This is a genomic window from Mesorhizobium sp. P2_B11, assembly GCF_056404855.1.
Window position 1 is genome coordinate 61,307 of record NZ_JBFUDF010000015.1, and the last position, 18,795, is coordinate 80,101.

Here is an 18,795-nt window from a genome sequence, read left to right on the forward strand (position 1 = left end):
TGGCTGTCTTTAGCTTTTGAAGGTTCTCACCTTGTCGCCCAGCAGTTTGCGCGCTTGCTCATAGCGTTCGCGTACATCCTTGATATCGCTATCCAATTTGTCGAGCGCGTTTTCCTGGGTGAGCATTTTCTGCGCGTAGAGGCGGGCGAGGTCGGAGCCCTGCGGCGCCGACTTCAGGTTTTCGCGCAGGCGATCCTGATCGCCGATAATGGTCTCGCGCTGTTCTTCCAGCCGCGCCATCTCGGCTGCGGCCTCATCGCTTGCCTTGGCTGCCTCGGCCAAGGTTGCCAGGCCAGCCTTGGTTTCGGCATCCAGTTCGGGTGCTACAATCAAGGCCTGAATGCGCGCGCCGGTGACGTCGCTGATGTCGACGACTTCCTGGACAGGGCGTTCCATCACCACCTTGTATTGCCGGGATTTTCCAGCCTCGACGTCGAAGCGGATGCGATATGCCTGGCCGGCTATGGTGGCGTCTTCCGGTTTGGGCTCGACCAGTTTCCAATCCGCCATGCGGGGCTGCTCTACGACCATGTGCCTGAGGTCGGTCGCGCCGTTCTTGACCCGATAGATCGTGGTCTGGCGCAGGCGGCTTTCGATCTGCAGCATGCCGTCGACCGATTTGACCTTGGTGATCATCGATTCGGAGCCGGTTTCGGCGTCGACCAGCACTTTCTGGTCCGCGCCGAACCCGACCAGGCGGAAATCGCCCGCCGGCAGGAGAGGGAACTGCGCCTCACCCGAAAACAGCGGGCCGGCCTCGGCGGCCTCGTAAATCGTGGCGGATCCGGCCGGCAGCGAGATGGCGCCGTCATTCCTAAGGGTCAACGCCTGCCAGGGGTTGCGTGTGGTGCCTTGATACCAGCCGACAGCCTGAGACGGCACCTTGAGGTCGACGAAGGGGGTGGTAAGGCTTTCGCCTGCGCCGACGCTGACCAGCGAGGACAGGGTGAAGCTGGCGCCGGCGGCGTTTTCTTCGCCCGTGCTGCCCGGCTCCTGCGTAGCGGCCATGTCGGCCGCACCCCCACCGTAACCAGCCACGGCTTGCCGGGCTCGTTTCTCGGCAAACATCTGAGCCGGCGCCGCAGGCGCAGGCGCGCCAAAGCCGTCCTGGAGCATTGGCTGCGCCACCTCGGCGAGAACCTGGCCCTGATCGCCGCGCGGCAGCGCCGAGCGGCTGACCGGTGGCGCAATCAGCTGGCGCGTCACATAGTAGGGGTCGTACAGCGCTTGCCTGAAGGTCACCGGCGCGGCCGAAGACAGCGTCACCTGGACATCCTTCCAGGCATTGCCGGTCATGTTCTCCAGCACCACCCAGCCTTGCAGCCGGGCCTTGTCCTCGCCGGGCTTTGGCAAGGTCAGGCGATAAGCGGCTTTCCACACCGGCGTTTCGGCGACATAGCCGATCCGCACCGTGCGTTTGCCACCTTCGGCAAGCTGGATGGTGATGTCGCGCCCGGTGCGATCCTGCGCTGTGCGCAGCGCAACAAGCGCATCCCCGACCTGTTCGCCAAGGCGGGCATCTTTAAATTCAAGCCCTTCGGCCTCTTCAAGGATGAACTGCTCGATGGAGGCGCCCGAGAAGACGGAGACACGCGTGCGCGTCGTGGTGGCGCCGTCCTTGGCTGTCACCGTCTCGCTCTGCACGCTGGCGATGCGGCCTTCGATCTGGCGCGGCCCGGAGAGCTTGATCTCGGCGCCCTTGAGCGCCGAAAACAGCGCCGGCATGGTGTCGAGGTCGGATTTGGCGAAAGGCAGCGAGGCAAAAGCATCGTCGACACGGGCTTTGCCGGGAAGGGTGGCGGAACCTGCTCCAGCCGGGTCGAGGATCAGAACGCTCTTGAGGATGTCGTCGACCTGGTCGAGGCGCGCACGCAGCATCAGGGTTTCCTTGCCGCTGACTTCGGCCTGATATTCGAAATAGCCGACACCGCCGGTGCCGAGCACGGCACGCTTGAGCACGAGGTCAGCAGCTTGAGCGGTACCGGTCATCATTGTCGTCGCCATCAATATCGAGAGAATGGAGGAGCGCATGGTGATCCTTCATCAGGGAGAAACATGCGGGCAGCTAGCAGAGCCATTGAGGCGTATTTGCGTCTTGGAGATCGGGCTGCCGGGGGCAGGCGTGGCAACGCACTGGCTGCTTTTCGGATACGCCAGAGATATTGCCTTATGTAAGTGAGTGGGCGTAGGCATATTGTGTCCACTCCAGTTAGGACTGCCAAATTTGAGCGATGACCGGGCCAACGAAACTGTTGCCGCAGAAGAACCGCTGACGCCTGTCACGAAATTAGGCTGCGTCGTGCTGGCGGCCGCTGCTTGCCTTTCCATCGCCGCTGCGAGAGCTTCCGACCTCGCGCCTGCCCAACTCGTCGAGACCTATATTAACCTCTCGATCGAAAATCCGGACAAGGCCAAAGCTTTCCTGACGCCCGATGCAGCCTGGGTCATGTTTGACTTCGGTGGGCCTTTGGCAGAGGCTTTTCCGGAGTTCGTAAAATTTCTTCCTGAAGCGGATTGTTCGAAGTTTCTCTTTCAAACAGAACGAAAAGTCACCAGCGACACAGGCGTTGTAGCCGACGTTGTCAAAGTCGAGTGGACTTGCGCCAAGCCAACGGAATTCATGCTGGCATCGAACGTACTGCGCTTCGCCGTTGTCCAACAAAAAATAGCAATGGTGATGGTTGAAGATCCGCCCGGCTACCACCGGGGAGTGCCGCCGCCGCTCTAAGGATGCTGAGGCTGGGCATGATAGAAGAGCAACCATCGAAGCGGGTTATCGACCAGCGAATTCGCAATCGAATCATGGAAGCGCTGGCAACATTGGCTGATGGTGATGAAGGCGTGCGGGCGGTGGAGCCAGGCGAGTATTTTGAAAGCTTCTACGATTGGGTTCCGCATGGCGGGATGCAACGCCTGAACGGTGCAATAAGCGCTGAAGAGCAGACCGGGCTTTCCGATGTCAGCAAGGTTCTGGATCTGGCGTGTGATTCAACGCCTCAACTGATGACGGCGGATGAATTCATTGCAACCGGATGGCCGACGCGAATTCAACCCGTGGCGCGGCAGGCACTCAGTCTTATGCTCAAGCGCGGTCGGTTCAGCGAAGACCGAGAGGAGCAGGAGCCGTCATCGAGGCTGGAGTGATAGGGAAACTCCGCATCCACCAACCGGCATCCGAAAGTCGCATAAGATAGATTATGGAACTTATGTGTTAGGCTTCAGCTGGGAATTGCTGCTGATTTTCATGGGCTTGGCACCATCGATGCGTGTTGCCTTGAGCTGATGGCCAACGCTACGCTGCCCGGATGACGACAGCAAAGCGTGACATCGAAGCAGCGATCGAAGTGTTCGTGCATGGCTTCAGCACCGACAAGAGCCGCAGCTTTCCCTACGAGGCCAGCCGCGTTGGACCTTTGTGGCTGATGCGCGATGCCGAGCGCAAGAATGCACGCGGCTATCGCAGCGAGGAATGGATCGTCCATGACGTCGCGGCCGAGGACGCCGATGCGATCGTGCGGCAGCATGCGCGGTCAAGCTTTGCTGTTTCCGTCGTGATCGCCAGTGACGAACCGGATCAGCCGGCGCGAACCGCCTACAAGGCTCTCGGCTACCGGCTGCTGCGAACGGAAGCTTTCTTCGTCCAGCCATTACGCGAGATTCCGGATGCGCCAGCCGCTGTCTCGATCGAGCGCGTGCAGACAGTCGAACGGGCGGCACAGCTGGGAAAGATCGTGCGCAGGCGCCCGATTGCGGCCGATCAGCTCGGCGATGATGCGCCGTTCCGCCAGTATGTGGCGCTCGACGGCGACGCCATCGTCGGGCGTGTGCGCAGCATAGACGCCGTCGGCGCCACCTGGTGTTCGGCCATGTACGTCGAGCCTTCGCACCGGCGTCGCGGCATCGGTCAAGCGCTGATGGCCAAAATGCTGCAGGACGACCGGGCGCACGGGTCGCGGTGCTCGATGCTGTTGGCGACGCATGCCGGAGCGCTGCTTTATCCCCGCATGGGCTATGAGCGGATTGGAACGCTGCTTATATTCGCGCCGAAGGGCTGAATTCCCTTATGAACGGCTATTCGTATCACGCTGATTCATAAGGAATTTCGATCACCATGCCGTCATAGGCCGGCACCACGGTGTCAGGCGTCTCGGCCATCACCGTGGCGTAGTCGAGCGGCACGTGCATATGCGTCAGCACGGCCTTTATCGGCGCCAGTTTTTCGATCCAGCCGAGCGCCTGGCCAAGCGACAAATGGCTGGGATGGGTGTTGTACTGCAAGGCATCGATGACCAGCATGTCCAGGCCGCGCAGCCGCTCTGCCGTGGCGTCGGGAAAGTCTGAGATATCAGGGCAATAGGCGAGCCCACCAATGCGGAAGCCGAGCGAAATGATGTCGCCATGGATCTGCGGCAGCGGCTCAAGGGTGAGGGCACCGCCCTCGCCTTCGATGACCACCGGGCTTGCATGATCGATGATGTGAGGCCTGACGATCGGCGGATAGGAACTGCCCAACGGCGATACCGGCTCCATGATTCTGATTTCGGGAAGCCTCATATCGCATGGCAACGCGATTGACATCCCCTTCCGTAAGATTTACCAGATAACAGGGTTGTATGACAACCCGGTAAGACTGCAATGATTTGGRATCCCAAATGAATCTACCCCTGATCACGGGATCGCGCAGAGATGGCCTGAGAAGATCTCTTCCCTTCGAGCTGCGCAACGAATCCCATCATTTGATTGTGGGAGTGCCAGCAGCCGTGACGGATCAAACCGCAACCGGCAAAGAAATTGTCACCGCGCGGCCACGACGGGGCTTGTCACCTCGCCAGCTCCGCCGCCTCAAGGAATACGCGGCAGCACACCTCGACCGTTGCATAGGGCTGGATGAACTTGCCAGCCTGACATCCCTCAGTCGCTCCTATTTCTGTACCGCGTTTCGCCTGGCGATGGATTGCACTGCTCAGGAATGGCTAACCGGCGAGCGAATAAGCCGCGCCCAGGAGCTATTAGAGCGTTCGGAGATCCCCGTCACTGAGGTCGCGTTGGCGGTGGGCTACCAAACGCACTCGGCATTTTCGAACGTTTTTCGTAAGCGTATTGGTATGACGCCTTCCGAATTTCGTCGATCCCAATAAAGCGCCCTGCTCTGCCGTACGGACACCCGGAAACTTTATCGTACGATCGCGACAATGAGCGAAATTAGGCGACAGCGCGCTCACCAACCGCCGTTTATCATGCCCTGGATTAGGATGAGGACAGGCGCTTGCTTTACAATCTCACGGTAAACGGTGAACGGCATCAAGCGGATGTCGATGGCGACACGCCCGTCCTCTGGGTGCTGCGTGACGTTCTGGGCCTCACTGGCACTAAATTTGGCTGCGGCATCGCAATGTGCGGGGCATGTACGGTGCATGTCGATGGTGAGGCTCGCCGTTCCTGCGTGACACCGGTGGATTTTATCGGCAGCGCTGATATCCGGACAATAGAGACCCTGGGCAGCAATCCCGTTGGTGAAGCCCTGCAGCAAGCCTGGCGCGAATTGGACGTCGTTCAGTGCGGTTATTGCCAGTCTGGCCAGTTGATGTCGGCAGCGGCTCTGCTGTCTGCCAACAGCCAGCCCAGCGACGAAGAGATTGACACCGTGATGTCCGGCAACATCTGCCGCTGCGGCACGTATGTGCGTATCCGGGCCGGCATCAAACTGGCGGCGGAAATTCTTGCCCAGACGGATGGCGGGGTCGCGAAATGAGTGCTCCGATGGCCGGCCCCATTCTCAGCCGCCGCACATTCCTATCCGCCAGCCTAGCGGCCGGAGGCGGCTTGCTTATCGGCTTGCCTTTCGGCAGCTTTGTCGCTGCCACGGAGCCCGCGCCTGTACCCCACGCCTTCATCCGGATCGGCACGGACAACACCATCACCCTCATCCTCCCGTACGTGGAAATGGGCCAGGGTGCATACACATCGCAGGTCCAGATCCTCGCCGAGGAACTGGAGGTCGATCCCACCCAGGTTGCCTACGAAGCCGCGCCGGCCGACGAGCAGTTATATGCCAGTCCCCTCTTCGGAGGCCAGATTACGGGGGGGTCCGGTTCGCTCCGTGGTGCGTGGCGGACCATGCGCTCGGCGGGTGCCGCCGCCCGTATGATGCTCATCGACGCGGCAGCAAGGCGTTGGCAGGTGTCCGCAAGTACATGCCGGGTCTCTGACAGGCGCATCGTTCACGCTGACGGCCGAAGCCTGACCTATGGCGAGGTCGCCGAGGACGCTGCGCGCTTGCCCGTGCCCGAGGCGCCCATCCTTAAGGAGCCTTCGACCTACAAGGTCATTGGCAAACCACTGCGGCGGCTTGACACCCCAATGAAAATCAACGGTACGGCCAAGTTCGGCATCGATGCACGCCCTGCCGGCGTCCAACACGCCGTTGTGGGTTCCTGTCCCGTTATCAATGGCACGGTGAACACCGTTGACGCGACCGACGCCCTGAAAATCTCCGGCGTTGGGCAGGTCATCCAACTTAATGACGCAGTCGCCGTGGTTGCCAACACGACATGGGCAGCCTGGAAGGGTCTCGCTGCCTTGCGCGTCACCTGGAATGACGGGGAGAACTCAACGTTAACAACCCAGCATATGGTCGACGCGGCAGATGCCGCGCTCGAGGTGGAGGGTATCGTGTCGACAGCCACCGGGGACGTGCTTCATGCTGAAGCAGGAGCCGCCGGACGCTATGACGCTGTGTTCCGCCTGCCTCTCCTTGCCCACGCCGCCATGGAGCCGCTGAATTGCACTGTCGACCTGCGAACCGACGGATGCGACATTTGGGTCGGAAGCCAGGTGGTTGGACGGGCCCAGAAGGCCGCCGCTGACGCGGCTGGCCTGCCTTTGGCAAAGGTGGTGGTACATAATCACCTGCTTGGCGGAGGTTTCGGGCGCAGGCTCGAAACCGATTATGTCACGCAAGCGGTGCTGATTGCCCGCCAGATTAAAGGTCCAATCAAGGTTACGTGGAGCCGTGAGGAAGACATTCGGCAGGATGTGTTCCGCTACCACAACCATAGTCGTGTGAGTGTGGGCCTTCGCGTTGGGGGAGAGCCCGTCAGCTGGCGTCATAAGGTCGTTGGCCCGAACATCATGTCGCGCTTTCTGCCGGTCTACCAGAAGGATGGTGTGGACCTGGACATCGTGGACGATGCCAGCGGGCCTTACGACATTCCCAACATCCACATCGAATATTCCCGCAACGAGGCGCCAGACGGTCTTCGAACGGGGAACTGGCGGGGCGTCGGCCCGACGCGCAATGTCTTCATCGTCGAAAGCGTCATCGACGATCTGGCCCATCGTGCAGGACGAGACCCGATCGATTACCGTCGCTACCTGATGACATCCGGCACGACGTCAAGGCCTAAAGCGGCAATGGAACTGGCCGTGAAAGAGGCGGGTTGGGGCGGGCCGATGCCAGCCCGGCACGGCCGGGGCGCCGCCGTGTTCAGCGGCTTCGGCAGTCATCTCGGCATGGTAGCCGAGGTTGCCGTGGCAAAATCCGGCGCGATCACTGTCCAGCGCGTTGTTTGCGCGATCGATGCCGGTCTCATCGTCAACCCCGACATCGTGCGGGCACAGATCGAGGGTGGGATCATCTTCGGTATCTCGGCCGCTCTATACGGACGCGTCACGATTGCAGGCGGCCGGATCGAGCAGACCAACTTCGACACTTATCCTGTCTTGCGCATGAGCGAGGCACCGAGGATCGAGGTCCATATCATGGCTAGCCAGGAGGAGCCGGGGGGCGTGGGTGAGCCTGGCACCGCCGGCGTCATCGCAGCCGTGGCCAACGCGGTCTTTGCCGCAACGGGGCATCGGGCTCTTACCCTACCTCTCAATCCCGCCAATCTGCGGGAGGCATAACATGAAACAAACCATCCTTCATGGCCTAGCGTCACTGGCCATTGTCTGCGTTGTCACGCTATTGCTTGTACTAGGACTGCGGATCGGAAGCTCGACGGCCGAAAACGCCGCAACGGCACCCAGCTTGACGACTCACACCGATGAATCACGTTCGATCGCCCTGTTTCTCGACGCTGCGCGGGTCATTGAGAGCCCGCGGTGCATGAACTGTCATCCGGCAACGCGTTCCCCGACGCAGGGGCAAGACATGCACCCACATGTGCCGCCACTGCAAGCGGGCATGGACGGTCACGGTGTGGCTGGACTGGCTTGCAGTACGTGCCATCAGCGGGCGAACGTCGCGACCTTTGGCGCCGCCATTGCATCTATACCCGGGCATCCGCATTGGGCGTTAGCGCCTGCATCAATGTCTTGGCAGGGCAAGACGCCGGCAGAAATCTGCAAACAGCTCAAGAATCCAGCTCTCAACGGCGGGCGGACCCTGGCCGAGATACAGGAGCATGTTGCAAAAGACAGCCTGGTCGGCTGGGCCTGGCATCCGGGTGCAGGACGCGCGCCCGCTCCCGGCACCCAGGAAGAATTTGGCAAGCTCATTGGGGATTGGATTGCGACCGGCGCAGCCTGCCCGGAAGGCTGATCGGTGCGGTCTGCTAGACGCGCAACGCCGCCACCACAGCGCGCAGGCCTGCAGAGATATGCTTGCGCGTCGGATAGTAGAGGTAAAGCCAATCCTCGGGCGGACACCATGTCGCCAGGCATTGGATAAGACGGCCATCGTCAATGCAGGGCTTTGCTCGTCCCTCCCAGACATAGGCAAGTGCTACCCCCGACAAGGCGACCTCGACCATCAATTCGTGGTCATCGAGCGAGATTGGGCCGGTTGGCTCGAAGTCGACCGTTTTGTCGAAGTAACTGAAAGACCAAGCATAGGGTGTGCCGCTCGGATAAATATTACGCACACAGGAGTGTCCCTGCAGGTCTGCAGGCGTTTTCGGTATGGGGTGCTTCGCAAAATAGGCAGGCGACCCTACCACTGCGAACCGAAGCCTGGGTTTAATCCTGACAGCCGTCATACCCTCGCGCAGACTTTCGCCTAGCCGAATGCCGGCGTCAAACCCTTCATCGACAATGTCCACGAGGCGGTCCGTCGCGACAATTTCCAGTTCCAGTTTGGGGTTCTGCTCAATCAGTGCGCCCATCACCGGGCCAAACACGAATGGGGCGACAGAATTCGGCGCGTTGATGCGGACCTTGCCGAACGGAGTATCCCGAAACTGGTTCAAGTCGTCGAGCGCCGACCCTATGTCGCCAAACGCGGGTGACAGCTGCGAGAGCAGCATCGCGCCGGCGTCCGTCAGTGAGACACTGCGGGTGGTTCGGTTGAGCAGTCGAATTCCCACTCTCGTTTCAAGGCTGGTTACCGCATGGCTGATTGCCGATGCCGTGACCCCTCGTTCCTCGCTCGCCTTCCTGAAGCTGCGATGGCGGGCGACGGCGTCGAAGGCCGCAAGTTCGGATAGGTCGGTCGCTCTCATTGCTGAACTACATTCATGATGGTTTAAACCATTAACATGCTAATCGACTTAATCGAACCGGTCTAGCTTATTTTTAACGGGCGGCACTGATGTCGGCCCCGAACCTGGAGAAAACAAAATGGCCGACTTTATTCCCCCCGCACCAAATAGCAGCTCACCCTTCGCCGACATGCGGGGTCACCACGTCGCGGTGCGCACGCCAGACCTGGAGACCGCTCTGCGCTGGTATGTCGACAAGCTCGATTTCCGCGTGGTGGCTCTATGGGACTATGCCGACGAGAAACTCGCCTACATCGCACCGCCAACCGACGATCATTTCTACATCGAAATCCTGGGCGGCGGTGAGCCCTCGCCGCGGGAAGTACGTCCCTACACGGACCTTGCCGACAGCCTCATGTACCGCGGCTATCATCATTTTTGCCTGAACGTGACCAGCGTCAATGAGACTGTCGAGAAGCTGCGTTCGCGGGGCGTCAAGATCGTCACCGAGCCGTTCGAGCTCGCTGCGATCAGCCGTCGCCTGGCTTTCTTCTCCGATCCGTTCGGCAACCTCATTGAACTTGCCGAAGTGCTTGCCTGATTGGTTCCGTTCACCGACTGGCCACTCTGATGACGAGTGGCCAGTCAAACTGAAAGACAATTCCATGTCCAAATCCATTATGATCATTGGCGCCGGTCCCGGCATCGGCCAGGCCGTCGCTGAGAAGTTCGGCCGAGAAGGTTGGAGCGTCGTCCTTACTGGCCGCAATACCAGCCGGCTCGGGTCGCTTGTCACCGCCCTCGCCGCCCAGGGCATCAAAGCCCATGCCGTGGCTGCCGACGCCACCGATCCCATCGTCCTTCGCGCGGCCATCGCCGAGGCCGATCGCCTCGTTGGAGGACTGACCGCTATACACTTCAACGCCGCCGTTGTGCGCCACCAAGACCTGTTCAGTATGACCGACGAGGAAGTGACTGGCGACCTCGCGATCAACGTCGCTGGCGGGCTCCATACGATCCGCGCCGCCGTCAGCCAATTCGAGGGTGGGGGTGGCATGATCCTTGTTACGGGAGGTGGCCTCGCCATCACACCCCATGAAGACTGGGCGAGCATTGGCGTGGGAAAGGCGGCGATGCGCAACATCGTTCAGGCGTTGGCCGAGCCACTTGCCAAACGTGGCATCCGAATAGCGATCGCCACAGTCTCGACTCTGGTCGCGCCCGGATCTGCAGAGGCACGAGGCGCCGCAGATAGTTTTTGGGATCTGGCTACGGCGTCTACGGCCAAAGTTGAAGCCGTCTATCCGGCCGCACCGGGCAACTAGGCTTGCTAAACTCGATGGGAGAGAAATCATGAACAGGACCATCGCCATAACAGGCGCGACCTCCGGCATCGTTATGCCGCAGCACTTGCCTTTGCCCAACTCGGCGCCAATGTTGCCGTTTCCGGCCGCCGTGCCGATCGTGGGCTTGAGGTTGCTGCCGAGATACGGAAGCTCGGCGGCAAAGCATGGTTCAGTCAGACCGATGTCCAACATGCCGAGCAAGTGAGTGCGTTCATCGACGGCGCTGTTGCTGCGTTTGGGCCGCTGGACACAGTTATCACCAACGCCGGTATCGAGCCCCCACACGTTCTGCCGCTCTCCGAGCTGACCGTAGATCCGAACGCCCTTATGAAGGGCTGTTCGTATCACGCTGATTCGTAAGGAATTTCGATCACCATGCCATCATAGGCCGGGGTGACATTGGCCGGCACCTCGGCCTTTACCGTGGCATAGTCGAGCGGCACGTGCATATGCGTCAGCACCGCCTGTTTCGGGGTCAGTTTTTCGATCCAGCCAAGCGCCTGGCCGAGCGACAAATGGCTGGGATGAGTGTTGTACTGCAAGGCATCGATGACCAGCATTTCCAGGCCGCGCAGCCGCTCGGCGGTGGCGTCGGGAAAGTCTGAGATATCGGGGCAATAGGCGAGCCCACCAATGCGGAAGCCGAGCGAAATGATATCGCCATGGATCTGCGGCAGCGGTTCAAGGGTGAGGGCACCGCCCTCGCCTTCAACGACCACCGGCGTTGCGTGATCGATGATGTGCGGCCTGACGATCGGTGGATAGGAACTGCCCAGCGGCGTCTCGAAACAGTAGCCGAAGGCCTGGCGCAGCCTAAGCATCGTCGGCTGGTCGGCATGGACATCGATCAGATGGCGCTGTTCGAGCACGTAGCCGCGCAGATCGTCGATGCCGTGGATGTGGTCGGCATGCGGATGCGTGTAGACGACGGCGTCGATGCGCCGGACCTCCGCCATCAGCATCTGCTCGCGAAAATCCGGCCCGGTGTCGATGACCACGGTGGTCCTGGCGCCGTTGGCCGCAATGCGCTCGACCAGAGCCGAGCACCTGGTGCGCCGGTTCTTGGGGTTGGCCGGATCGCAATTGCCCCAATCGCCTGTGATGCGCGGCGTACCGGGCGACGAGCCGCAGCCGAGAATGGTAAGGCGCAGCCGGTCGCTCATGCGTCAGCGCCCGGCGGGCCGCGGCATCTTGCCGAACAGCCGGGAGAAATTCGCCGTCGTCAGCGTCGCGATCTCGGCCTCGCTGACGCCAATGGTTTCGGCCAGCACCTTGGCCGTGTGCGCGACATAGGCCGGCTCGTTGCGCTTGCCGCGAAACGGCACCGGCGCCAGATAGGGTGCGTCGGTCTCGACCAGCAGCCGGTCATGCGGCACGTCGGCTGCGATGGCGCGTAAATCGGCAGAGTTCTTGAAGGTCAGTATGCCTGAAAAGGACACATAGCCGCCGAGCTTCACGCCCACTTCGGCCAGCCGGCGCCCCGAGGAAAAACAGTGCAGGATGAAAGGGAAGGCGCCCTTCCCTGTTTCGTCCTCGAGGATGGCTGCCATGTCGTCGTCGGCATCGCGCGAATGGATGACCAGCGGCAGGCCGGTCTCGCGCGCCGCCGCGATATGGGTGCGAAAGCCCTGCGCCTGCGCGTCCCGCGGCGCCTTGTCGTAATAGTAGTCGAGCCCGGCTTCGCCGATCGCCACCACCTTTGGATGTGCGGACAGGCGCACGAGATCCTCGGCAGTTACATCCAGCTCTTCGCCGGCATTGTGCGGATGAGTACCGACTGAGCAATAGACCTCGTCGAAACTCTCTGCGATCTCAAGCACTTGCTGAAAGCGCTTCACACGCGTGGAGATGGTCACCATGCGGCCAATTCCGGCGGCTTTGGCGCGGGCGACGATGGCCGCCCGCTCCTCGGCGAAATCAGGAAAGTCGAGATGGCAATGGCTGTCGACGAGCATCAGGCGCCCGCCTCCGGCTTTTCGACATAACGCGGAAACACACCCTCCGGCACGGGCAACGCCGTACCCGGCACCAGCGCATAGTCGGCATGGACATGCGCGAAGTCACGCTTGTCCGCCGCCACTGCCAGCAGGTCGAGCAGCTTGGCGGCCGACCCCGGAATGTAGGGCTGGGTCAGCAGCGCCACGCGCCGCACCAACTCGGCGGTCGTCCACAGCACCGTATCCATACGCGCCGGATCGGTCTTTTTCAGCGCCCATGGCGCCTGCGAGGCGAAGTAGCGATCGGCTTCAGCCACCACGCCGAAGATCGCCGCCAGCGCCAGATGGATGCCTTGCTCCGCCATCGCCTTGCGCGCCGTGCCCAGCGCTTCCACCGCCTGGTCGAGGATGGTGCTGTCGGCTTCTGTCAGATCGCCGCGCTGCGGCACCACACCGCCGCAGTTCTTGTTAATCATCGACAGCGAACGCTGCGCCAGATTGCCGAGACCGTTGGCAAGATCGGCATTGGTGCGGTTGACGATCGCGTCATGGCTATAGCTGCCATCCTGGCCGAACGGCACCTCGCGCAGGAAGAAATAGCGCACCTGGTCGAGGCCGTAATGCTCAACCATGGTGAAGGGGTCGACGACATTGCCGACCGACTTCGACATTTTCTCACCGCGGTTGAACAGGAAGCCATGCGCGAATACGCGCTTTGGCAGTTCGATGCCGGCCGACATCAGAAAAGCCGGCCAGTAGACCGCATGAAAGCGGACGATGTCCTTGCCGATGATATGCGTGGCCGGCCAGTAGCGCCATTGCTCGGCCTTGGTGTCGGGATAGCCGGCGGCGGTGATGTAGTTGGTCAGAGCATCGACCCAGACATACATCACATGCTTGTCGTCGCCCGGCACCGGCACGCCCCAGTTGAAGGTCGTGCGCGAGACCGAGATATCCTTGAGGCCGGACTTGACGAAGCTCATCACCTCGTTGCGGCGCTCTGCCGGAGCAACGAAGTCGGGCTGGCTCTCATAAAGCGCCAGCAATTTGTCCTGATAGGCGGAAAGCCTGAAAAAGTAGCTTTCCTCCTCGTTCCATTCGACAGGCGAGCCAAGCGGTTCACGCCGCACGCCATCGTCGCCAACCGTGGTCTCGGCTTCGTCGAAATAGGCTTCCTGGCGGACCGAATACCAGCCGCTGTAGCGATCGAGATAGATATCGCCATTAGCGGCCATCGCCTTCCAGATCGCCTGGCAGGACGCGTAGTGGCGTGGCTCCGTCGTGCGGATGTAGTCATCATTCGAGCCGCCCAACACCTCGGTCATCGAACGGAAGATCGCTGAATTGCGGTCGGCCAGCGCCAGCGGCGTGATGCCTTCCTTCTCGGCTGTCTGCTGCATCTTGAGGCCGTGTTCGTCGGTGCCGGTCAGGAAGAACACGTCCTTGCCGTCGAGCCGCTGGAAGCGGGCCAGCGCGTCGGTCGCAATAACAGTATAGGCGTGGCCAATATGCGGCTTGCCGTTGGGATAGAAGATCGGTGTCGTGATATAGAATGTGTCGCGTGACATGAATGAACCGTCATGAATGTCCGAATTGAATGTGAGGGTGGATATCGCATCGAGACGGCGATTGCCATCCCGACCCGAGGCCGGATCCGGTCACATTCGCATTGCGGAATTCAGGCGGTCGATCATGGTCAAGGCGTGCTGCTTCTTGTCGAGATTGTAGGTATCGGTCTCAGATATAGCGTTCAGCGCCTCGTGCCAAGTGTCGGACAGCGTTTTCGCCCGCTTGAGGTCGCCGGCCCGTGCCGCTTCGCTGGCGCCGGCCGAGAGCAGATCCAGCGCGCGGCGGTTGAAGATGTCGAACTGGATCGCCTGGTCGCGGCCGGCGACCGCCTCGGCAAGGCGATAGGCGCCGGCGACATCGCTCTTGCCTGCCGTCACCAGGGCGTCGAGCGTGCCGGCAATCTCCAGCCCGCCATATTGGGTCAACAGGATCGCGTTGCGGGCGCTGCCCCCTGCCCGCTCGGCCAGCGCCGCACGCGCCGCCGAATCGACCGGTGGCGGCGGCTCGACGGTCTCCAGAACGCGCATCAGGCTGCCGGCATCCAGCGGCGTCAGCCGCACCATCTGGCAGCGCGAACGGATCGTCGGCAACAGGCTGCCCGGTGCATGGACGATAAGGATGAACAGCGTGCGGGCCGGTGGTTCCTCAAGATTCTTCAGCAAGGCATTGGCGGCGTTGGTGTTCATGTCGTCGGCCGGATCGACGATCACCACACGGTAGCTGCCGTCATGCGAGGTCAGCGACAGGAAGCGGTTGACCTTGCGGATCTCGTCGACGGTGACAACGGTCTTGAAGCTCTTGGTCTTGTCGTTCAGCGGTCGCGTTAGATGCAGCACGCCGGGATGCGCCCCGGTGGCGATCTGGCGAAACAGTGGCGACGCCGGATCGGGAACGGCAAATATGTCCGGCGCCGTTTCGAAGGCCGGATGCTTCAACAGATGATGCGCAAGGTGAAAGGCAAGCGTTGCCTTGCCGATGCCGACCGGTCCGGCAAAGATCAGCGCATGCGGCAGTTTTCCTGAGCGATAGGCGGCAGCAAGCATCGCGGCCGCCTGCTCATGGCCAACCAGGCGCAGCGTTTCGGACGGCTCCGGCACGCCGTCCAGCGTGTCGTGCTGTTCGGGGGCGATACGTTCGAAGATCATGCGGGCGCCGCCTGTCTGTTGCGCGTGGGCGCCCTCGCCTCGAGTGCGGCGAAGACTGCCGCAGTGACGACGTCCTCCACCGTGGCGGGATCGGCCGACGCATCGATGACGATACAGCGGTCCGGTTCGGCGGCGGCGATCGCCAGAAAAGCGTCGCGGCGGCGCTGGTGGATGTCCAGCGTCTCCTTTTCGAAGCGGTCCGGACCGTCGCCGGCGCCACGCCGCGCCGTGGCGCGCCGCAAGCCTTCGGCGGGATCGATGTCGAGGATCAGCGTCATGTCAGGCATCATGCCGTTGATGGCGACCTCTTCCAGCGCCTCCATGAATTCCGGATCGAGCCCGCCGGTGACGCCCTGGTAGACGCGCGACGAATCCAGGAAACGGTCGCACAGCACGATGGAACCGCGCTCCACCGCCGGCCGGATGACCTGTTCGACATGGTCGGAACGCGCGGCGGCGAACAGCAGCGCCTCCATCTTCGGCCCGAATGGCTCAGCGGCGCCTGACAAGAGCACATGCCTGACCGCCTCGGCGCCAGGCGACCCCCCAGGTTCGCGGGTGAGGAGGACATCGTATTTCTTGGCGCGCATCTTCCTGGCCAGCCGCTCGATCTGCGTCGACTTGCCGGCGCCCTCGCCGCCTTCGAAGGTGATGAAAAATCCGCGCGCCAACCGAAAGGCCTTCTGTCCTGCTTTGCGCTGACGTCATAGTCCGGACCTTGTCAAAGGTCCACGATTCTAACGCTGCTCTAACGCAGCCAGCCTACCGCCAGTTCCTTGGCTGCATCCAGCGCGCGTTGCGGCAGCGTGCCGACGCCGACCGGTTCGGCGGCGAACAGCGGCGTCTCCTGGCTCAACGTGTCGCCGATCCAGACGCGCAGCACACCGACGGGCTGGCCCTCCTCCACCGGCGCCGATACCGGCCCCTGATAGACGATCTTGGCGGTCAGCCTGTCGCGGTTGGCGATCGGCAGCAGCACGTTGATCGGCGCCTTTGCCTTCAGCGCCACGCCGGATTTGGCGCCGCCGAACACTTGCGCCTCGCCGATCACTTCATTGCTGGCGAAAATCTCGGTCTTCTCGAAGGAACGGACGCCCCATTCTAGCAGTTTTCGTGCTTCCTCGGCGCGCTCGCGATCGTTGGCCAACCCGCTCATCGCAGCGATCACCCGCGTGCCGTCATGGCTGACCGAACCAACAATGCCGAAACCGCCCGCCTCGCTTGAACCGACCGCCAGCCCGTCGGCGCCGATGCCCATGGCCAGCAACGGATTGCGGTTCCTTTGTGAGATCTTGTTCCAGGTGAAATCGGCCCGGCCATAATAGAGGTAGAGCTCGGGGTATTCGCGCCACATATGCAGGCCAAGCTGTGCCAGTTCGCGCACCGTCGTCTGCTGACCGTCGGCCGGCAGGCCTGTCGAATTGACGAATGTCGATTTCACCAGCCCGATCTGGCGGGCGCGATCGTTCATCTGTGCGGCGAAATTCTCTTCCGAGCCCGCCATGCCCTCGGCCAGCACCATGCAGCCGTCATTGGCGGCCTGAATGGTGACGCCCTGGATCAGGTCCTCGACCCGGACCGCCGATTTCAGCTTGGCGAACATGGTCGACGTTCCCGACGGGGCGCCGCCCTTGCGCCAGGCGTTCTCCGAGACCACGAAGGTGTCGTCGAGGGTCATGCGCTTCAACTTGAGGGCGTTGAAGACCATTTCCATGGTCATCAGCTTGGCCATCGAGGCCGGCGGGATCGGTTGGTCGGCGTCCTTGGAAAACAGCACCGTGCCGGTTTCGGCATCGATCATGAAAGCCTGCGTGGCCTTGGTCTCAAAAAGCTGCGCATTGGCCGGAGCCAGCGCAGCCAACAAAAGGCCAAGACCCAAAAGCCCGGCAAAAGGGTGGACAAGGCGAAATCGCATGAGATGCTCGACCCGTTGGCCTGCAGGAAACGTGCCGCAAGGCTATCAGGCTTCTTCCCGGCGGATCAACCGCGCAATGGGAAAACCGGCACGCCGTTGTTGATCAGTCGCGCACAGCCAGTGCGTCCGGTGCGCCATGCGACCATGCCGCGCGCAGGAGGTCGTCGACATTGCCATGGCCATCCGGATAGAGATTGACCGCGTACCAGTCATTGCCGTCGAGTTCGGTGCTCTGGATTTCGGTTCTGCCGAAGGGTTTGAGAGCCGCAGCCACCCGCTTCGCCTCGGCGGCATCGTCGAAGGAGCCGGCGGCGACATAATCGGACGTTGCTGGTGCGGCTTGTGGATTGGATTTTTTCCACGATTGCAGGATGTCGGCCGGCGACATGCCCTGGTCGTCCAGTGCGGCAAAGACGTCGGCGCGCTGCACGCGTTCATCCGCATAGGACAGCGAGGCCACGGCAAAAGGCGACTCAGGCCGCTGAGGCACGATCGGTCCGAATTCGGGCAGCGTGATGTCGCCGAAAGCCGGCGCCTGCACCGACATTACGGGCTGCGCCTCGGTGCCGGAATTGGTCAGCTGGCCGGGGAACGGGACGGCTGCGGCGCCGACTGGCAGGCTTGGCGAAGGTCCGTTCATGGCAACCATGACGCCGGTCGGCAAACCATCCGACGGGTCCGGTATGCGGTTGCCTGGATGGTAGGACGCCATCAGATACTGGTCGTCGTCGCCATCGAGCGGCGCGCGGCCGACATATTCGACCTTGACCTTGGCGGTGCCGACCTTGGCGTAGTCGAGCATCTGCGCGGCACGCTCGGAGACGTCGATGATGCGGCCCTCATGGTACGGGCCGCGGTCGTTGACGCGCACGATTACCGAACTGCCGGTTTCGAGGTTGGTGACGCGGGCATAGCTCGGCAGCGGCATGGTCGGATGCGCCGCCGTCAGATGCGTCATGTCGTAGACTTCGCCATTGGCGGTGAGACGACCGTGGAAGGCGTCGCCATACCAGGAGGCGAGGCCGACCTTGGCGTAGCGCTTCTCTTCCTTGGGATAGTACCACTTGCCGCGTACCTGATAGGGCTTGCCCAGCTGGTCGCGGCCGCCGCCGCGCCGCATGTACTGGACGCGCGGGCTGGCCTTCACGCCATACTCGGTCTCGGCAAAATATTCCTTGGAGCGCGGCTTGCGGGTGTCGACCATGGCCTTTGGCTGCGGCGCCGCGCAGGCGGCCATCAAGACCGCCGAAAGGGCGCACAAGACCAAAGCAGGAGCGCGACGAAGACGCCGATGCGTCGTGGTCTGCATGTTTTCTGATGTCCCCTACCGTGTCGACACAGGCACCGCTTTTAGAATCTCGGCGGAGCCAAAGCAGCAATGCCTGCGACGCGCCAATCCCCATCCCCTTGTGCGCAGGAATTGCTTATCAGCGTATTAATCGATTGTGTCCGGAACCGGGCAGG

General features: G+C 61.8%; 19 protein-coding genes and 2 pseudogenes. 11 read left to right on the top strand and 10 right to left on the bottom strand.

Features of this window, described 5'->3' with window-relative positions:
• Nucleotides 1–9 precede the first annotated feature (9 nt).
• Entirely contained in the window at nt 10–1,992 is a 1,983-nt protein-coding gene (locus AC1DYJ_RS30935) for a DUF4139 domain-containing protein (protein ID WP_477281622.1), read from the bottom strand.
• Nucleotides 1,993–2,224: 232 nt separating this feature from the next.
• On the opposite strand from AC1DYJ_RS30935, the gene AC1DYJ_RS30940 reads away from it, so the two are divergent.
• The 3 genes from AC1DYJ_RS30940 (at nt 2,225) to AC1DYJ_RS30950 (ending at nt 4,055) form a co-directional block, all read left to right on the top strand.
• Nucleotides 2,225–2,728 carry a hypothetical protein gene (locus AC1DYJ_RS30940; RefSeq protein ID WP_477281624.1) on the top strand — a complete coding sequence of 168 codons (504 nt, stop codon included), beginning with the start codon at nt 2,225–2,227 and terminating at the stop codon, nt 2,726–2,728.
• A gap of 17 nt (nt 2,729–2,745) precedes the next feature.
• The gene (locus AC1DYJ_RS30945) at nt 2,746–3,144 is read left to right on the top strand and encodes a hypothetical protein (RefSeq protein WP_477281626.1); all 399 of its coding nucleotides are present in this window, start codon (nt 2,746–2,748) and stop codon (nt 3,142–3,144) included.
• Nucleotides 3,145–3,305: 161 nt separating this feature from the next.
• The gene (locus AC1DYJ_RS30950) at nt 3,306–4,055 is read left to right on the top strand and encodes a GNAT family N-acetyltransferase (RefSeq protein WP_477281628.1); all 750 of its coding nucleotides are present in this window, start codon (nt 3,306–3,308) and stop codon (nt 4,053–4,055) included.
• Between the two features lie 25 nt (nt 4,056–4,080).
• Here AC1DYJ_RS30950 and AC1DYJ_RS30955 read toward each other — a convergent pair.
• Nucleotides 4,081–4,518: pseudogene (locus tag AC1DYJ_RS30955) on the bottom strand (MBL fold metallo-hydrolase); the annotation flags it as partial.
• Nucleotides 4,519–4,652: 134 nt separating this feature from the next.
• On the opposite strand from AC1DYJ_RS30955, the gene AC1DYJ_RS30960 reads away from it, so the two are divergent.
• From AC1DYJ_RS30960 to AC1DYJ_RS30975, 4 genes are all read left to right on the top strand, one after another.
• Complete coding sequence (locus AC1DYJ_RS30960; RefSeq protein ID WP_477281630.1) at nt 4,653–5,138, top strand: helix-turn-helix domain-containing protein; 486 nt, start codon at nt 4,653–4,655, stop codon at nt 5,136–5,138.
• A gap of 128 nt (nt 5,139–5,266) precedes the next feature.
• Nucleotides 5,267–5,752 (top strand): (2Fe-2S)-binding protein, encoded by a 486-nt coding sequence (locus AC1DYJ_RS30965; RefSeq protein WP_477281632.1) that lies wholly within the window; start codon nt 5,267–5,269, stop codon nt 5,750–5,752.
• An 8-nt stretch (nt 5,753–5,760) separates the two neighbouring features.
• Complete coding sequence (locus tag AC1DYJ_RS30970; protein WP_477281634.1) at nt 5,761–7,905, top strand: xanthine dehydrogenase family protein molybdopterin-binding subunit; 2,145 nt, start codon at nt 5,761–5,763, stop codon at nt 7,903–7,905.
• A gap of 1 nt (nt 7,906) precedes the next feature.
• Nucleotides 7,907–8,542 carry an Isoquinoline 1-oxidoreductase subunit gene (locus tag AC1DYJ_RS30975; protein ID WP_477281636.1) on the top strand — a complete coding sequence of 212 codons (636 nt, stop codon included), beginning with the start codon at nt 7,907–7,909 and terminating at the stop codon, nt 8,540–8,542.
• Nucleotides 8,543–8,555: 13 nt separating this feature from the next.
• Here AC1DYJ_RS30975 and AC1DYJ_RS30980 read toward each other — a convergent pair whose 3' ends face one another.
• Nucleotides 8,556–9,440: a LysR family transcriptional regulator gene (locus tag AC1DYJ_RS30980; protein ID WP_477281638.1), complete on the bottom strand. Its 885-nt coding sequence runs from the start codon at nt 9,438–9,440 to the stop codon at nt 8,556–8,558.
• A 118-nt stretch (nt 9,441–9,558) separates the two neighbouring features.
• On the opposite strand from AC1DYJ_RS30980, the gene AC1DYJ_RS30985 reads away from it, so the two are divergent.
• The 4 genes and pseudogenes from AC1DYJ_RS30985 to AC1DYJ_RS31000 all read left to right on the top strand — a co-directional run.
• Nucleotides 9,559–10,020, top strand: a complete 462-nt coding sequence (locus AC1DYJ_RS30985; RefSeq protein ID WP_477281640.1) for a VOC family protein — start codon at nt 9,559–9,561, stop codon at nt 10,018–10,020.
• A gap of 79 nt (nt 10,021–10,099) precedes the next feature.
• Nucleotides 10,100–10,744, top strand: a complete 645-nt coding sequence (locus AC1DYJ_RS30990) for an SDR family NAD(P)-dependent oxidoreductase (RefSeq protein ID WP_477281765.1) — start codon at nt 10,100–10,102, stop codon at nt 10,742–10,744.
• Between the two features lie 28 nt (nt 10,745–10,772).
• A complete protein-coding gene (locus AC1DYJ_RS30995; protein ID WP_477281641.1) occupies nt 10,773–10,970 on the top strand; it encodes a hypothetical protein in 198 nt (65 codons plus the stop codon).
• A pseudogene (locus AC1DYJ_RS31000) lies at nt 10,877–11,125 on the top strand (SDR family NAD(P)-dependent oxidoreductase); the annotation flags it as partial. The gene AC1DYJ_RS30995 and the pseudogene AC1DYJ_RS31000, both read left to right, overlap by 94 nt.
• On the opposite strand, the gene AC1DYJ_RS31005 reads toward AC1DYJ_RS31000, so the two are convergent.
• The 7 genes from AC1DYJ_RS31005 to AC1DYJ_RS31035 all read right to left on the bottom strand — a co-directional run bounded on the left by AC1DYJ_RS31005 (nt 11,110) and on the right by AC1DYJ_RS31035 (nt 18,640).
• Nucleotides 11,110–11,928, bottom strand: a complete 819-nt coding sequence (locus AC1DYJ_RS31005) for an MBL fold metallo-hydrolase (protein WP_477281643.1) — start codon at nt 11,926–11,928, stop codon at nt 11,110–11,112. The pseudogene AC1DYJ_RS31000 and the gene AC1DYJ_RS31005 overlap by 16 nt on opposite strands.
• A 3-nt stretch (nt 11,929–11,931) precedes the next feature.
• Nucleotides 11,932–12,720 carry a TatD family hydrolase gene (locus AC1DYJ_RS31010; RefSeq protein ID WP_477281645.1) on the bottom strand — a complete coding sequence of 263 codons (789 nt, stop codon included), beginning with the start codon at nt 12,718–12,720 and terminating at the stop codon, nt 11,932–11,934.
• Nucleotides 12,720–14,270 (bottom strand): methionine--tRNA ligase, encoded by a 1,551-nt coding sequence (gene metG, locus AC1DYJ_RS31015; RefSeq protein WP_477281647.1) that lies wholly within the window; start codon nt 14,268–14,270, stop codon nt 12,720–12,722. The genes AC1DYJ_RS31010 and metG overlap by 1 nt, the downstream gene beginning before the upstream one ends.
• A gap of 90 nt (nt 14,271–14,360) precedes the next feature.
• Nucleotides 14,361–15,416, bottom strand: a complete 1,056-nt coding sequence (locus AC1DYJ_RS31020) for a DNA polymerase III subunit delta' (RefSeq protein WP_477281649.1) — start codon at nt 15,414–15,416, stop codon at nt 14,361–14,363.
• Nucleotides 15,413–16,087 carry a dTMP kinase gene (tmk, locus tag AC1DYJ_RS31025; protein ID WP_477281651.1) on the bottom strand — a complete coding sequence of 225 codons (675 nt, stop codon included), beginning with the start codon at nt 16,085–16,087 and terminating at the stop codon, nt 15,413–15,415. The genes AC1DYJ_RS31020 and tmk overlap by 4 nt, the downstream gene beginning before the upstream one ends.
• A gap of 77 nt (nt 16,088–16,164) precedes the next feature.
• Nucleotides 16,165–17,331, bottom strand: coding sequence for a D-alanyl-D-alanine carboxypeptidase family protein (locus AC1DYJ_RS31030; protein ID WP_477281653.1), 1,167 nt, complete (start codon nt 17,329–17,331; stop codon nt 16,165–16,167).
• Nucleotides 17,332–17,434: 103 nt separating this feature from the next.
• Nucleotides 17,435–18,640: a septal ring lytic transglycosylase RlpA family protein gene (locus AC1DYJ_RS31035; RefSeq protein ID WP_477281655.1), complete on the bottom strand. Its 1,206-nt coding sequence runs from the start codon at nt 18,638–18,640 to the stop codon at nt 17,435–17,437.
• Nucleotides 18,641–18,795 lie beyond the last annotated feature (155 nt).

Excerpts from the sequence above, each read along its gene's own strand:
- AC1DYJ_RS30980 (WP_477281638.1), bottom strand. The coding sequence starts at position 9,440 with ATGAGAGCGACCGACCTATCCGAACTTGCGGCCTTCGACGCCGTCGCC.
- AC1DYJ_RS30990 (WP_477281765.1), top strand. The coding sequence starts at position 10,100 with ATGATCATTGGCGCCGGTCCCGGCATCGGCCAGGCCGTCGCTGAGAAG.
- AC1DYJ_RS30985 (WP_477281640.1), top strand. The coding sequence starts at position 9,559 with ATGGCCGACTTTATTCCCCCCGCACCAAATAGCAGCTCACCCTTCGCC.
- AC1DYJ_RS31030 (WP_477281653.1), bottom strand. The coding sequence starts at position 17,331 with ATGCGATTTCGCCTTGTCCACCCTTTTGCCGGGCTTTTGGGTCTTGGC.
- AC1DYJ_RS30960 (WP_477281630.1), top strand. The coding sequence starts at position 4,653 with ATGAATCTACCCCTGATCACGGGATCGCGCAGAGATGGCCTGAGAAGA.
- AC1DYJ_RS31010 (WP_477281645.1), bottom strand. The coding sequence starts at position 12,720 with ATGCTCGTCGACAGCCATTGCCATCTCGACTTTCCTGATTTCGCCGAG.
- AC1DYJ_RS30935 (WP_477281622.1), bottom strand. The coding sequence starts at position 1,992 with ATGATGACCGGTACCGCTCAAGCTGCTGACCTCGTGCTCAAGCGTGCC.
- AC1DYJ_RS30970 (WP_477281634.1), top strand. The coding sequence starts at position 5,761 with ATGGCCGGCCCCATTCTCAGCCGCCGCACATTCCTATCCGCCAGCCTA.
- AC1DYJ_RS31020 (WP_477281649.1), bottom strand. The coding sequence starts at position 15,416 with ATGATCTTCGAACGTATCGCCCCCGAACAGCACGACACGCTGGACGGC.
- AC1DYJ_RS30950 (WP_477281628.1), top strand. The coding sequence starts at position 3,306 with ATGACGACAGCAAAGCGTGACATCGAAGCAGCGATCGAAGTGTTCGTG.
- AC1DYJ_RS31005 (WP_477281643.1), bottom strand. The coding sequence starts at position 11,928 with ATGAGCGACCGGCTGCGCCTTACCATTCTCGGCTGCGGCTCGTCGCCC.
- AC1DYJ_RS30995 (WP_477281641.1), top strand. The coding sequence starts at position 10,773 with ATGAACAGGACCATCGCCATAACAGGCGCGACCTCCGGCATCGTTATG.
- AC1DYJ_RS30945 (WP_477281626.1), top strand. The coding sequence starts at position 2,746 with ATGATAGAAGAGCAACCATCGAAGCGGGTTATCGACCAGCGAATTCGC.
- AC1DYJ_RS31035 (WP_477281655.1), bottom strand. The coding sequence starts at position 18,640 with ATGCAGACCACGACGCATCGGCGTCTTCGTCGCGCTCCTGCTTTGGTC.
- metG (WP_477281647.1), bottom strand. The coding sequence starts at position 14,270 with ATGTCACGCGACACATTCTATATCACGACACCGATCTTCTATCCCAAC.
- AC1DYJ_RS30975 (WP_477281636.1), top strand. The coding sequence starts at position 7,907 with ATGAAACAAACCATCCTTCATGGCCTAGCGTCACTGGCCATTGTCTGC.